9 protein-coding genes, 2 pseudogenes and 1 riboswitch are annotated in these 13,978 nt (G+C 69.2%); of the genes and pseudogenes, 6 read left to right on the top strand and 5 right to left on the bottom strand.

The genetic code is table 11. From position 1 onward, the window contains the following. Positions 1 to 136: 136 nt before the first annotated feature. Positions 137 to 334: a DUF1540 domain-containing protein gene (locus B9A95_RS04215; protein WP_084045685.1), complete on the bottom strand. Its 198-nt coding sequence runs from the start codon at positions 332 to 334 to the stop codon at positions 137 to 139. A gap of 211 nt (positions 335 to 545) precedes the next feature. Next, a complete protein-coding gene (locus B9A95_RS04210; protein WP_084045684.1) occupies positions 546 to 1,067 on the bottom strand; it encodes a hypothetical protein in 522 nt (173 codons plus the stop codon). A gap of 201 nt (positions 1,068 to 1,268) precedes the next feature. On the opposite strand from B9A95_RS04210, the gene B9A95_RS33195 reads away from it, so the two are divergent. The 4 genes from B9A95_RS33195 (at position 1,269) to B9A95_RS04190 (ending at position 8,370) form a co-directional block, all read left to right on the top strand. Further along, complete coding sequence (locus B9A95_RS33195) at positions 1,269 to 2,432, top strand: hypothetical protein (protein ID WP_084045683.1); 1,164 nt, start codon at positions 1,269 to 1,271, stop codon at positions 2,430 to 2,432. A 70-nt stretch (positions 2,433 to 2,502) separates the two neighbouring features. After that, complete coding sequence (locus B9A95_RS04200; RefSeq protein ID WP_084045682.1) at positions 2,503 to 4,413, top strand: glycosyltransferase family 2 protein; 1,911 nt, start codon at positions 2,503 to 2,505, stop codon at positions 4,411 to 4,413. A 151-nt stretch (positions 4,414 to 4,564) separates the two neighbouring features. Next, positions 4,565 to 4,649, top strand: a riboswitch (cyclic di-GMP riboswitch). 103 nt (positions 4,650 to 4,752) lie between these two features. Continuing rightward, positions 4,753 to 5,874 carry a S8 family peptidase gene (locus tag B9A95_RS04195; RefSeq protein WP_084045681.1) on the top strand — a complete coding sequence of 374 codons (1,122 nt, stop codon included), beginning with the start codon at positions 4,753 to 4,755 and terminating at the stop codon, positions 5,872 to 5,874. Positions 5,875 to 5,886: 12 nt separating this feature from the next. Further along, the gene (locus tag B9A95_RS04190; protein ID WP_245808129.1) at positions 5,887 to 8,370 is read left to right on the top strand and encodes an EAL domain-containing protein; all 2,484 of its coding nucleotides are present in this window, start codon (positions 5,887 to 5,889) and stop codon (positions 8,368 to 8,370) included. 161 nt (positions 8,371 to 8,531) lie between these two features. On the opposite strand, the pseudogene B9A95_RS36530 reads toward B9A95_RS04190, so the two are convergent. Continuing rightward, positions 8,532 to 8,603, bottom strand: a pseudogene (locus tag B9A95_RS36530) (hypothetical protein); the annotation flags it as partial. A 260-nt stretch (positions 8,604 to 8,863) separates the two neighbouring features. Next, positions 8,864 to 9,688: pseudogene (locus B9A95_RS35015) on the bottom strand (FGGY family carbohydrate kinase); the annotation flags it as partial. Positions 9,689 to 9,980: 292 nt separating this feature from the next. Between B9A95_RS35015 and B9A95_RS04180 the strand changes: the two are divergent. Further along, complete coding sequence (locus B9A95_RS04180; protein WP_425429910.1) at positions 9,981 to 10,805, top strand: DeoR/GlpR family DNA-binding transcription regulator; 825 nt, start codon at positions 9,981 to 9,983, stop codon at positions 10,803 to 10,805. 516 nt (positions 10,806 to 11,321) lie between these two features. Here B9A95_RS04180 and B9A95_RS04175 read toward each other — a convergent pair. Then, positions 11,322 to 11,807: a response regulator gene (locus tag B9A95_RS04175; protein WP_084045679.1), complete on the bottom strand. Its 486-nt coding sequence runs from the start codon at positions 11,805 to 11,807 to the stop codon at positions 11,322 to 11,324. Between the two features lie 319 nt (positions 11,808 to 12,126). Between B9A95_RS04175 and B9A95_RS04170 the strand changes: the two genes are divergently transcribed. After that, on the top strand, positions 12,127 to 13,965 hold the full coding sequence (locus B9A95_RS04170; protein ID WP_084045678.1) for an alpha-amylase family glycosyl hydrolase: 1,839 nt from the start codon (positions 12,127 to 12,129) through the stop codon (positions 13,963 to 13,965). Positions 13,966 to 13,978: the final 13 nt, after the last annotated feature.

The raw sequence follows: 13,978 nt of genomic DNA, 5'->3' as shown, positions 1-13,978 counted from the left end.
CACATATCTGAGAGATATTGAGAAAGCCCTGATCTTCAGTGTTGCCGGCAAAAAGAAGCCAGAAGGGACCTCAGGCAGCCAGAAGCCCCGGCGCGCGTGCCGGGGCTTCCAAAAGGTGGGGGATGGGGGTGGGACTTTACGAATTGCCCTGGCGGGGCTGCTCACCCAGGCCCGGCTGGCTTCCCTGCGGATCGTAGGTCATGCACTGGGCCGTCCCGCCCGACAGGCTGACCTGAATCTGGCCGGCGTGACACTCGCGGTTTTCGTTGTACCGGCAGTTCGTGGCGTCGCACGAACCGACCACGCTGGTTTCACCTTCGTTGCGCTGCGTCATGGTTGTTCCTCCTGGAAACGGGGGTGATCCTCGCATGGAGCGAGAACGGTAAGGGCCTAGGCCGTCACCGTAGTCCGAAAGGAAGCTGGTTTCAACGCAGCAAGCCGACTTCCTTACTTGGGTTTTGTGGGCAGCCTGGACGCCGCGGGCCCCAGTAGAGGCGCAAAAGACGCTGCCCCGATCTGATCAACCCGTTTCCGAACGTAAAGAATCAGTTGAGGGTCGTGCCCCGAATGCCCTGCACGCAGTCCACCCGGTGCTGGATCTCCTGGCCCGAGAGCACGCCGCGTTCCTGCAGGGCCATGCTGACCACCTCGACCTCCACCCAGCTGCGGCGCAATTCTCCGCGGGTGCGGGCCAGCAGCACGGTCAGGTACGCCTCGCCCACCTCCGCCTCGTCGCTGCTCTGCGCCGCTTCGCGCAGAAGCTGCGCGGCGCGTTCCAGGGGCCTGGCATCGCCCACGGCGCCAAACTTGATCTCCTGAGCTGCCGCCTCGGCCAGCACCGTCATGACGGTCTCTTCCAGAAAGGCGCGGTTGGCCCGCAGGGCAAAGGCCACCGCCGTGTCGCCGAACGTGACTTGCGCTTCCGGATACAGGCGCGCCGAGGTCACCCGCAGGGTGGGACGGTTAAATTTGCCTGCCAAAACGGCCGCTCCGGCCAACGCATAAGCGGCGTGCTCGGCGTGAAGGGTGGTCTGGCTGGCAGCAGTGGACAGGGTCAGTTCAGGCATGGTGTCAGGGACGCTCCTTAAATCCGAGCGGTTTACTCTACTTTGGCACCGGCTTTCCCGGTCGTCAAGGACGTTCTTCACCTGAATCTAGGGGAGGGTCCAGGTGCGCTGGCCGTGCCTTAGAAGAAAGGGGGATGCGCTGCGGTTCTCCCACCATTCGTGCTTTCCTGTGCTCGTTCCCTCGGAGGAACGGAGGGCCGGATGCGGGAGTTGCAGGCGGGAGAACGAATGGGCGTGGCCGCGCTGGGTGCCGGAGCCGCAGCGCGGCTGGTGCTGCGGGTGCGGGGCGGAGCGGTGGCAGGGGACCTGCCCGGGGACGCGCGCGTGTGGGCGGTGCTGGTGGGCCCGGGCGCCCGGGTGCTGGACTCAGGCCCCCTTCCGAGCTACCGGGAGGGTGGGGGGGGGCTGGCGACAGGTGAGGCGGGGGTGCCAGGTGTGGTCCTGCGCCCGGAACTGCTGTACGGCGAGACGCACCGGATCGGCGTCGTCCTCACCTGGATGGGCGCCGCGGGTCCACTTGCCCTGGACGTCCGGGTGGACGGCGGCCTGGTGGCCCGCGCTGCCCTGCCCGCACCGAAGCTGAACGTCTCGCCCGCAGCGGGTGGCAGAGCCATGCTGCTGGCCACCGTGTACCGGCGCGGCGCGGAAGCGCGCCTGTGGATTCACGCCGAGGAGGTGCGCGGTGTGGCGGCCCTGGAGACCCTCTTCGAATTGCCGGACGGGGCGCTGCGGCCTGACCTGGCGTTTTCCCCCGGGCCCGAAGTGGCGCGGGGGGCGGAGGCACCCGCGCCACCTCCACCGCCCGCGCCCGGCCCGCCTGTCCCTCCGGCAACCACGCCCCTGGGGCGGCTACGCGAGGCCTGGGCCGTATTGACGGGGGCGGGGCGCGAGGAGTTTCCCGCTGCGCCGCCTGCCCCTGCCGTTCCCCGAGAAGGGCCCGGCGAGGAGGTGCTCCCGTCCCGGACCGCGCAGGTGCTGGCCGAACTCGGCGCGCGGCTCGCGGCCCTGCGTGAGGTGCAGGATGAGGAGGAGCGGGTGCGGCGCGCCCAGGGACTGCTCCTCTCCCCCGAGGACGCCCGGCGGCGCGCGCGGCTCTCGGCCCTGGAAGAGACGCACGCCCGCGTGCGGGAGGAGGCGGTGGCCCTGGCCCGGCGTGGGCGGCAGCTGCGGCAGGTTGGGGGCGCGGACGCGGGGAATGCTCCCGAGATCCTGGCGGTCGAGAACGCCATCGAGCAGACGGTGCGGGCCCTGTCGCGCGCCCTGGACACCGAGGCCCGGCGGCTGGTAGACGGCCCCCTGCAGGAAAGCCAGCGCCGCCTAAGCAGCGAGGCCAGGTTTCTGGAGGACCTGGACGGCGAGGGATAGGGCGTACCTGCCCGAGCCTTCAGAAAGCCACAGGACGGGCGCGCCTCTTCTCGTGGCAGCATGACGGCCGATGTCCGTTCCCACCTCCGCGCCGCTCGTGTCCGTCCTGATGCCAACGTTCAAGCAGGCGCACTTTCTGCCCCGCGCGGTAGAAAGCCTGCTCGCCCAGCGTCTGCAGGACTGGGAACTCATCGTGGTGGACGACGGCTCGCCGGACGAGACGCGAGCGGCGGTGCAGCCCTTTCTTGCGGACCCCCGCGTCTCGTACCACCGCCTTCCCCACAACGCCGGACTGGGGGCGGCCCTCAACCACGCTTCGGCGCTGGCGCGCGGAACGTACCTCGCCTACCTGCCCTCCGACGATCTGTACTTTCCACAACACCTTGAGCGGCTCTGCAGCGTGCTGGCGGCCGACCCCGGGGTGACGCTCGCTTACGGGGGGCTGCGCTGGGGTTACCGCTTCAGCGGACCGACGCTGCGCGGCGAGGAGGCCGTCGGAAACGAGGCGCAGGCGCTGGACTGGCCGCTGGCGTCTGGACAGAGCGTCAAGTGCCTGAATCTGCTCACCCTGGTGCAGGTCATGCACCGCCGGGAAGGGGTGCCCCGGTGGACCGAGCGCACGGAGAAAGTCTCGGACCGACTGGAGGCCGATTTCTGGCGCGCGATGCTGGAAGGAGGCGCCCGTTTCGCCTTTGGGGGTGGGGTCACCTGCGAGTGGGTCGAGCACCCGGAAGGGCAGCACAACCTGATTGCGGGCGTGCCGGGTGGCCTCTCGCGTTACCGCGCCCACCACGGCATTCCTTCAGGGGAGTACCTCAACTTTCAGCCCAGCCGCGGCATGCGCGTGAACGAGCGGGAGCGTTACGGGCGCTTTGCCGAGCAGCCGCTCACGCCAGGACCGGACAGCCTCAAGATCCTCCTCGTCGGCTCGCTGGGATTCAACCCCGAACGTCTCCTCGCTTTCGAGGAACGCGGGCACCGGCTGTACGGCCTGTGGTCTCCCGAGCCCGAAACCTGGGACCACACCGGGCCCTTTTCCTTCGGCCACGTCACGGACCTTCCGCATGAGGGTTGGCGGGCGGCCGTGGAGGAGATCAAACCCGACGTGATCTACGCGCTGCTCAACTGGCAGGCCCTGCCGCTGATCCGCGAGGTGCTGGACGCGCGAACCGGAATTCCCCTGGTGTTCCACTTCAAGGAAGGCCCCTTTATCTGCCACGAGCACGGGCTGTGGTCCACCCTGACGCGCGTCTTGCGGGAGAGTGACGGCCAGATCTACATCAGCCCCGAAAACCGCGAGTGGTTCCGCCTGGCGCTGGGTGGGGAGACAGACCTCTCGCGGACCCTGATCCTCGACGGGGACCTGCCCAAGCTCGACTGGTTTACCGGGGACTGGTCCCCCAAACTCTCGGCGGGAGACGGAGAGATTCACACCGTCTGCGCGGGACGCCCGTTGGGCCTGGAGCCGCTGTCGGAACTGGGGCAGCAGGGCATCCACGTGCATTTCTACGGCACGCACTTTCACGAGTGGTTTCCCAACTGGACGCGAACCGGGCTGGAAAGCGGGTACCTGCACCTGCACCCCACCGTCGAGCCCGGGGACTGGGTGCGCGAACTCTCGCGCTACGACGCGGCTTGGGTACAGCAGTTTGCCAGCGACAACGGTGGAGACCTGCGCCGCGCTTCCTGGGACGACCTGAACCTGCCTGCCCGCCTGGGCACCTATGCGGCGGCGGGGCTGCCCTGGATCATGCGCGAGAACCCCGGTTCCTGCGTGGCCATGGCCGAACTCGCGCGCGCGCACGGCTTCGGCGTGTTCTACCGCAACTTCGGGGACTTGGGGCAGCAGCTGCGGGACCGCGCCCGCCTGGAGAGGCAAACGGCCAACGCCCGCGCCGCGCGCCACCACTTCGCCTTCGACACCCACGTGGATGAACTCATCGCCTTCTTCCGGCGTGTCGGGGCAGGACCAGGTGCCTGAACGACCTGCGCGAACGGGCATGGCCAAGGGCAGAACTTTCTGACGAGGCCTGAGGTGAAACGTGACCTTCTCGCTTCCGCCGGATATTTCACAGAGGACTCCCCACTGGGGGCATAAGATATGGGCATCAGCACGGCTCCTTCTGTGGACCTCGGCTGATAGAGGCGATGAAGCGCGGTCCTGTATACGGGCACCTGGGACGCGCGGAGCCAGTGGTGCGACCGGCTATCTGTCTGGCGGCTGGCCTTCTCGGGTCTACCCGCCGCCCTCTCGGTGTCCCTCCTTCCTGACTTTCCCAGTTGAAGTAGGGGCGCACGGCGTCCAGGAGGACTCACTTCCGTGATATTTCCATTTGGTCAGAAGAAAAGGGGGCCCTGGCAGGGGCTGGCCCTGACGGTCCTCGGGGCCTTGGCGCTCTCGGCATGCAGCACCGCTCCGGTCCCCCAGGCCGCGCTCCAAAGCAGTCCGGGCACGGCTTCCCAGGGAGACGAGGACCGCGTGGTGCTGGGCGACACCCGCGCTGTAACGCCTGTCGGCCTCGCCGTCAGCGGCACGCGCTGGTGGAACGAGGGGTCCCGCTGGTGGGCGGAGGGCACCCGCTGGTGGGGCGAAGGCACGCGGTGGTGGGCGGAGGGATCCCGCTGGTGGAACGAGGGGACCTTCGGGCCCATGCCGCAAAATACGGCGTCCTTCCGGTTGGCGGGGTTGGACCGGGCCGAGGCGCGCTCACCCCATGCGGGCGAGGGCGTGACCGTCGCGGTGATCGATTCGGGCGTCGACGCTTCCCACCCCATGCTGCGCGGGGCGGTGCGGCCCGGTTACGACTGGGTGGACGATGACGACGACGCCAGTGAGGCGGATGCCGGCCTCGGCGCAGGCTACGGCCACGGCACGGCGGTGGCTGGGCTGGTGCGGCAGGTGGCTCCCGGTGCGGCGCTGCTGCCGCTCCGGGTGTTGGGACCCGACGGCTCGGGCCGGGCGGCGGACGTGGCCCGGGCCATCCGGTTTGCCGTGGACGCAGGCGCGGGGGTGATCAACCTCAGCGTGGCGTCCTCGTCGTCCAGCGAGGGTGTGCGCGCAGCGCTCCAGTACGCGGTGGGCCGGGGTGTGCTCATCGTCGCGGCGAGTGGCAACGAAGGGGGAGACGTGCCGCAGGCCCCCGCCCGTTCGCTGGACGGGGACAGCCCCCTGGGGCAGCTGGGCGTGTCGGTCACGGCGGTGGATGCGGCGGGAGACTTGCCCGCCTGGAGCACGCGCGGTGGCGAGGTCCTGGCCCCCGGCGTCCAGTTGGAGAGCGCCTATCCAGGCGGCCGTGTGGTGACGGCCACGGGCTCGTCCTTCTCGGCGCCCATCGTCAGCGGTGCGCTGGCCCTGGCCCTCGCGGAAGGCCGTGACGCCCGCGCGCTCGCCGCCCATCTGGCCTCAGGGCAGCTGCTGGACGTGGCAGAACTCCTCCGGTAAGCTGGGCCGACTGTGCCCAAAGAGAAGGAGGAGGGAGGGGCGGTGGCGCCGCAGAGTCCCACGGGACCTGGGGCGCACACGCCAGCTCCGGCTGCCCTGCCACCTGCGCCTCGCCGCGGGGCGAAGGCCAGAGGCGCAGCGGGCCAGAGCGGGGCCCAGACCCTGCTGCGTCAGGCGCGGGACATGCGTGGCAGCGACCTGGTTCGGGCCGCGCTGCTGTTTGAGCAGGCGGCGGCGGCGGCGCGGCGGGCGGGCGAAGTTGACCTGCTGGCCGACGCCCTCAATGGATTGGCAGGGCTGGAGCACGCCCACGGCGACAGTCAGGGCGCAATCGTGCACCTGGAGGAGGCGCTGACCCTGCGCGAGCGGCAGGGGGACCCGGGAGGCGCGGCGGTGGCGCTGGGCAACCTCGGCGCGGTGTACCTCGATCTGGGCCACTTCAACCGGGCGCTCGAACACCTGTTGCGCGCCGACACCCTGTGTGCGGACGCGGCCCCCGCCCGGGCCGCCAGCGTGGCCGCCAACCTCTCACGGGTGTACGAAGCCCTGCAAATGCCGGACGACGCCCTGACCCACTCCGCCCGCGCGCTGGCGCTGGCGCGGGAGGCTGGGCACCCGGTGGGTGAGGGCATCGTCGCGGTCAACCGGGCGGACCTGTTGCGCCGTCAGGGCCATCTGGCGGAGGTGGAGGCGCTGCTCCAGCGGGCCCTGACCCTGTCGGAAGGTTCGGGCACCCTCGCGGCGAGCGCCCTGCGCGGGCTGGGCCGCCTGCGTCAGGACGAGGGGCGGCTTCCCGAGGCCCTGAGCGCCTTTCGGGAAGCGCTGCGCCTGGCCGGGGAGGAAGGCGACCTCGACGAGCTCCTTTCTGCTCGGCTGGGCGTGGCGGATGTGCTGCTGGACCTGGAGCGGCACGGCGAGGCGCTCGCGCTGCTGAACGCTGCCGGAGAGGAGGCCCAGGGCGGCGAGCGTGCCCGCGTCGCAGCGCAGGTGCTCGCGCTGCGGGCACGGGCTGCCGAGGGCATGGGGGACCTGCCCGGCGCGTTGACGGAGATGCGGCAGGCCCACGCGGCCGAGGTCCGGGTGCTGCAGTCCGAGGCCGAGCGCCGCACCCGTGAGCTGCTGGCGCGGGGCGAACTCCAGCAGGCCCGCGCCCGGTTGGAGCGCGAGCAGGCCCGCTATGAGGCCGAGCGTGAGGCCAAGGAGAAGCTGGCCCGCGAACAGGCGGCCCGCCTGGAGGAGCTCGAACGCCTGGCCCTGTACGACGCCCTGACGGGGTTGCCCAACCGCCTGCTGCTCGCTGAGCGCGCCCGCACCGCACTGGAAGGGGCCGCCCTGCGGGGGCATTCGGTGGCGCTCGGGGTGCTGGACCTCGACAAATTCAAGGCCGTCAACGACACCCACGGCCACCACGTCGGCGACCTGCTGCTCGTGGAGGTGGCGCGGCGGGTGGAGCAGGCGCTGGGCCCCGGCGACACAGTGGCCCGCACGGGGGGAGACGAGTTCGTCTTCCTCATCGGGGACGCGGGCGAGGCCGGGTTACCGGACTTTGCCCGGCGCGCGCTGCAGACCTTCCACGAGCCGTTCTTTCTGGATGGGGTGGAGCTGAACATGCGGCCCAGCCTGGGATTCGCGCGGTATCCTGAGGACGCGGCGGATTTGCCGGGCTTGCTGGAACGCGCCGATCACGCCATGTACCGAGCCAAGGCGCGCGGCAGCGGCTTCGAGCTCAGCGTCGGGAACACCGAGATCGCCCCGGTGACGCTGGAGGCAGCGCTGCACGGCGCGGTGCGGGCCGGAGAGTTGCACCTCGTCTACCAGCCGTTGGAGGACGCGGTGGGCCGCTGGGCCGGGGCCGAGGCGCTGCTGCGCTGGCGCAGTCCGGTGTACGGCAACGTTACCCCCGATCAGTTTATGCCCCTTGCCGAACGCAGCGGCCTGAGCCTGCCGCTCGGTGACTGGACACTCAGCCGCGCCTGTCAGGACCTCGCGCGGCTGCCCGGTCTGAGCGTCGCCGTAAACGTTTCTGCGCGGCAGCTCCTGGACCCGGACCTCCCCGCCCGTGTTCGGCGCGCCGCCGACAGAGCTGGAATCGAATGTTCCCGCCTGCTCCTGGAGGTGCGCGAGGAGGTGGTGGCCCGCACCCCGGAACGGGCCCGCGAGGCCCTGACCGCCCTGGCCGAGGTGGGGGTGCGCCTCACCCTCGACGACTTTGGCGGCGGCTACGCCAACTTTGCCGAGCTCGCCCGCCTGCCCCTGCACGGGGTGAAACTCGCGCGCGCCCTCCTGCCCGGCGCTGAGGCCAGCCCGCGGGCAGAGGCCCTGCTGGAGGCGGTGGTCCACCTCGCCCGCGCCCTGGACCTGCAGGTCATCGCCAAGGGCGTGGAGACCGAAGCCCAGCGGGAACATCTGCGGCGACTCGGCATCAGCCGAATGCAGGGCTTCCTGGTCTCGTCACCCGTCGAGCCTGGCGCGCTACGCCACCGGCCGGTGGGCTGAGCGGGGCAGGGCTTTTTCAGACTGGGGTGGGGGAGGCGTGGGCAGGTAGCCCCGCGCCAGTTCCCGGTACGCCCCGGCCTGACCTGCGGCCCACGCGGCGCTTTTCCCAGTTCCTCGGCCAGGATTTCCGCCGTCCGGGCTGCCGCCTCGATGCTTGCCCGGGCGTGCAGCAGCAGCGCGTGGCTGCGCCGCGAAAGCAGATCTTCCACCGTCCGGGCGCCCTCGCGGCGCACACCCCAGCGGAGCTCGGCCTCGGTGTAGGGCAGCTCGGGGTGGAGGGTAGGGCCTGGACCAGCGGCCCGCCGCTGCCATAGACCTTCAGGTGGTCCGCGCGGGGTTCCTCGGACCAGCCGTACAGGTGCAGGCCCGGCGTGGATGAAATCACGGGCCAACCCGAGTGGAGCGGGCAGGAAAAACGGTAGCGCAGGGGTGTGGAAGCGCCGAAGCGAGGTGGAGGGGACGGAACGGATGATCTGGAACCGTCTGGGCCACCCTCACTCCGGTCCCTCCACGCCCGGCTGCGCTCCACCGCGCGGCGCCAGCGCCGCATGCGCTCCGCGCGTTCGTCTGCCGAGAGGCCAGGCTCGAACACCCTGCCACTGCCGGGTCAGGTCTGCCGGGGAGCGCCACACGCCGACGGCGAGGCCCGCGAGGAAGGCCGCGCCCAGAGCAGTGGTTTCCGTGACCTGCGGGCGAATCACGGACACGCCCAGCAGGTCCGCCTGAAACTGCATCGTCAGGTGATTCGTGCTGCCGCCGTCCACGCGCAGTTCGGTTAGCGGAGTGCCGGTGTCCTGCTGCATGGCTTTCAGCACCTCGGCAGTCTGATCGGCCACCGCCTCCAGGGCGGCCCGGGCCATGTGGGCGGCGGTCGTCCCGCGCGTCAGGCCCAACAGGGTGCCCCGCGCGTAGGGGTCCCAGTACGGCGCGCCCAGCCCCACGAAGGCCGGCACGAGGTACACGCCCTCCGCCGAGTCCACGCTGCGGGCCACCCCACCCCGCTGCTGGAGTGGATGATGCCAGGGCTGTCGCGCAGCCACTGTACCGTCGCGCCCGCCACAAAGACGCTGCCTTCCAGCGCGTAGGTCCGCGCTCCCTCCAGTTGCCAGGCCACCGTGGTGAGCAGCTTGTTCGCGCTCGGCACCGCTTCCCCGCCCGTGTTCATCGGCATGAAGCAGCCCGTGCCGTAGGTGTTTTTCGCCGTGCCTGGCGACAGGCACGCCTGCCCGAAGGTCGCTGCCTGCTGGTCCCCCGCCATACCAGCGATCGGAATGCGGCTCCCAAAGACGCCCGGAGCCGTCTCGCCGTAAACCTCGCTGAGGAGAGGGGAACCCGGCACGCCAGAGCCTTTTCGGCGCAGCCTGGACCATGCTGCGTCGCTCACTTTTTAGAGCGAGCAGAAGTTTTGGAGGCGCTCCGTCGAAAGTGAACAAATGTTCAGAAGCTGTTAACGGCTGTTCGTGGGTTGGGCAAGATGGACGTCCGAATCCACAGTGGTCATCCCCTGCGCGCCTGCTTCAGTACTGCGCCCGGCCTCCTGCGGGCGTTCTCTCCGGGTATGCGGCCGTGACGGACCTTCCCCCTTGCCTTGACGACTGTAAAGAAGTTGAATAAGCTCAGAAAAATTTGAAAGTTCTACTTCCGGACCCTGGGCGTCGGACAAGGAGGGTGGGTTCCTGTTAGAAGCGCGTCGTGGTGAAATCGTGTCGCTGGTTCAGCGCTATGGAGAGGTTCCCGTCGCCGAGCTTTCAAAACTTTTGCACGTCTCGGAAGTGACGATCCGCAGTGACCTGAAGGCCCTGGAGCAGAGCGGTCAGGTACGCCGCACGCGTGGCGGCGTTCGGCTGCCGCTGGGCAATCAGGGCGAAACGCCCCTGGAGGAAGCCGGCCGTCAGCACGCCCACGCCAAGCGCCGGATCGGCCAGGCGGCCGCCGCTCTGGTGCAGGACCGGGAAACGGTATTTCTGGACGTCGGCAGCACGACCACTGAGGTGGCCCGCCACCTGTCTCCCACCCTGCGCGGCGTGACGGTGGTTACAGCCGGAATTAACATTGCCCTCGAACTCGAACGCCTGCCCAATCTCCGCGTGATCGTAACGGGCGGCACCTTACGCCCCCTGCAGCACTCGCTGGTGAGTCCCTACGCGCTGGAGGTGCTGCGCCACATCCACGCCGACCGGCTGTTCCTGGGGTGCAATGGCGTGGACGCCATCCACGGCGTCACCAACGCCAACCACGAGGAAGCCGAGGTCAAACGCTGCATGGTGGCGCACGCCGCGCAAGTGATCGTGGTGGCGGACCACTCCAAACTCGGTGAGGTCAGTCGTGCCCACCTCACGCCGCTCAGCCGGGTCTCCGCGCTGATCACCGACCGCCACGGCGACGGTCTCCCTCCTGCACTCGGGCAGGTCCTGCGCGACGTTCAGACGGTCTAGAGCATTTCTCCGAATGGCGCGGCGCGTGGAAGGGCACCCCTCACGGCGTCATTCTCCTCCATGCGCATTCAAGTCCGCTCGCTGGGATCGGTCAAAAAGAAGTCTGCACGTTGACACATGCGCTAAACGCGCTTTTCTCAACCGTCTCTCCCCTGTTCCTGAAAGAACCCTGGAGCAGTCTGGCCGGAGCGGTCACCTCGCGTCCCTGTGGGCCGAGAGTCACCGCGTGGACGCCGCGCAGGGGGGGACGGCCGGTCCGCCGTGATGCGGCCCATGGACCGTCATCGGCGCCCACAGCGAGACGCTGCTCCGGGACGCGCTTCGTGGAGTGCTGGAGGAAGCGGGCGTACCTCCCGAAGAGCTGCCCAAGGGCTTGCGTGGTGGCTGCCGCACCGGCGTCGTCCTGGTGCAGAACAGGAAGCTCGGGGCGGGGGCACGCGGTGGGCCCGGTCTCCCCGCTTGTGCTGCGGGAGGAGGTGGTGGGGGCGACTTCCGCACCTCCTCGCCCTTCTGGCGTTACCGTCCCGCTGGCGTCGCGGATCTCGGCGACGTGTACGCCAAGTTGATGTTCATCCAGAAAGCCCGCAACGTGCGCGCGACTTCCAGAAAGGCCGCGAGGTCGACGGGCTTGACCACGTAGCCGTTCGCGCCGTGGCGGTAACTGCGCTCCATGTCCTCGGCGTGGCCGGAGGTGGTGAGCATGACCACGGGCAGGGTTTGCAGGATGGGGTCCGCCTTGAGCCGCTGAAGGGTCTCGACACCATTGAGGCGCGGCATGTTCACGTCCAGCAGCACCAGTGTGGGGTGGGGGGTGATGCGTCCCGCGTAATCGCCCTGACGGCGCAGGTATTGCAGCGCCTCCTCACCGTCGCGCACCATATCGATGTTCGAAGCGTCCACGCCCGCCTCCTCAAAGGCGTACCGCGCCAGTTCCAGGTCGGCGGGGTTGTCATCCACCAGCAGGAGGCGTTTTGGGTTGGGTCCCGCCGCAGATGCGTTCACTCTAAGAAGACTATAAAGCCCGGTGCATGATGAGAGAGGTGAGTTTATCCACTTTGCTTCGGCTCCGCCCGGTCCTACGGCCCAGGCGCCTGGGTTGTTCACCCAGGCGCCCTCCCCCAGAGGGGCCCTTGACCGGACGGCCCCGCTTCGCGCACACTGCCTGACAACAACACACAGGCAACGCTTGCCCCCCCGGCACGACCTTCTCCCCCCCTTGTTTTAGAGGGAGCAGGTGTGCCGGGCGATGTCGTTTGGGCAGGCCGGGGAGAGAGGGTTTTTCCCCTCACCAACTCTTTTCCCCTGAAGGAGGAACGAAGACATGACGGTATTCGCGTCACTCTCCGCGCAGCACGACCATACCCCCGCCTACACCGAGCGCCTTGGAGCCCCGCAGGGCCAGACGGTCCGCGTCCGCATCCGCGTCACACTGCCTGTGGAAGCGGTTCATCTCAAGCTGGTACGGGTGGGCGAGATCGAGCTGCTGCCCACGCAGGAGGTCACGGGGCAGTTGGCCGCCCACGGCGAGGCGGGCCGCTGGTTCGAAGCCGAGCTGCCCGTCTGCGAGGCGCGGGTGCGCTACGCCTGGCAGCTGCGCCTGCCCGACGACCACCTCAACCTCACCATGCTGGGCCTGCACCACACCCGCCGGGGCTTTCGCAACTGGTTTCAGTACCTCGCCGGGCACGTCTCGCCCGAGTGGGCCTGGAAGAGCGTCTTCTACCAGATCTTCCCGGACCGCTTTCGCAACGGCGATCCGGAAAACAGCGTGCGGACCGGCGAATACTTCTACGAGGGCCGGACTGTCGAGCAGGTGCCCTGGGAGCAGCCCATCGACAAATGGGGCGACATCCACGGTCACTACGGCGGCGACCTGCCCGGCGTGGTGCAGGCGCTGCCGTACCTGAAAGACCTCGGCGTCAATGCCCTCTGGCTCACGCCCATCTTCGTCTCGCCCTCCAATCACCGTTATGACATCACCGACTACCGGCACGTGGACCCCCATCTCGGGGGCGACGCGGCCTGGGACGATCTGGTAGAGGCGGCGGGGGCAGCCGACATGCGCCTGGTGCTTGACGGCGTGTTCAACCACGTGGGCAACGAGAACGCCCTGTTTCTCGCCGCGATGGAGCGCGAGGAGGCCCCCGAGCGCGAACTGTTCACCTGGCGCAGTGAGGCTGGAAAGCCGCCATACCACGCTTTCTTCGACCTGCCCACGCTGCCCAAGATCGACTACCGCTCCGAGCGCGCGGTACAGGAGTTTTTCAGCGGTGAGGAAAGCGTGGTGCGCCACTGGCTGCGGCGGGGAGCGGCGGGCTGGCGCCTGGACGTGGCGCACATGATCGGCGTGGACGGCACGAATGAGCAGAACGTGGCGATGCACGCCGAGCTTAAGCGCGCCGCGCGGCAGGAGCGCAGCGACGCCTACGTCTTCGGCGAGCGCTTCTACGACGCCGAGCACGCGCTGGGCGGCGAGGGCGAGGACGGCAGCATGAACTACCACGGCTTTGGCCTGCCCGTCATGACCTGGCTTAGCGGCCAGACCCATTGCGACGAGCCCAGCCGACTGGAGGGCGCCGAACTCGCCGATATCCTGTGGGACGCCTACCACGCCCTGCCGCCCCAGATCGCCCTGAGCATGTTCAACGTGCTCGAATCTCACGACATCGGCCGGGCGCTGTACCGGGTGGGGGAGAGCCGGACGCGCTTCCTGGCGGGCTTCACGCTGCTCCTCGCCTATCCCGGCGTGCCCTGCACCTACTACGGCACCGAGGTCGGCGTGACCCAGAGCCGCTCGGGAAACATGCCGTGGTGCCGTGAGGCGATGCCCTGGGACGAGGCGAAGTGGGACCACGACCTGCGCGCCCACGTCCGGACCCTGATCCACGCCCGGCGGGCCACCCACGCCCTGCATGAGGGCAACCTGCGCTTCCTGCACGCCGAGGCCGATGCCGTGGCTTTCCTGCGCGAATTCACCCACGGGGATGGCCGGACCGAGCGGGCCGTCGCCGCTGCCAGCCGCCTCGATGCCCCGCACGAGGTGACCTTCAGCCTCCCTGGAGGCACGTACCGCGACGCCGTGACGGGCGAGATGTTCACGGGCGGCCCGGTCACGCTGGACGTCAGCGGTGGGCGGTTGTTGGTCGGACAGGCAGAGTAGATCTGCGGCACAA

The organism is Deinococcus hopiensis KR-140, assembly GCF_900176165.1.
Lineage (GTDB): Bacteria > Deinococcota > Deinococci > Deinococcales > Deinococcaceae > Deinococcus > Deinococcus hopiensis.
This window is presented reverse-complemented; position numbering and strand designations above follow the sequence as displayed.

Coding starts and splice junctions, on each gene's coding strand:
- B9A95_RS04215 (WP_084045685.1), bottom strand. CDS start 334: ATGACGCAGCGCAACGAAGGTGAAACCAGCGTGGTCGGTTCGTGCGAC.
- B9A95_RS04210 (WP_084045684.1), bottom strand. CDS start 1,067: ATGCCTGAACTGACCCTGTCCACTGCTGCCAGCCAGACCACCCTTCAC.
- B9A95_RS33195 (WP_084045683.1), top strand. CDS start 1,269: ATGCGGGAGTTGCAGGCGGGAGAACGAATGGGCGTGGCCGCGCTGGGT.
- B9A95_RS04200 (WP_084045682.1), top strand. CDS start 2,503: ATGTCCGTTCCCACCTCCGCGCCGCTCGTGTCCGTCCTGATGCCAACG.
- B9A95_RS04170 (WP_084045678.1), top strand. CDS start 12,127: ATGACGGTATTCGCGTCACTCTCCGCGCAGCACGACCATACCCCCGCC.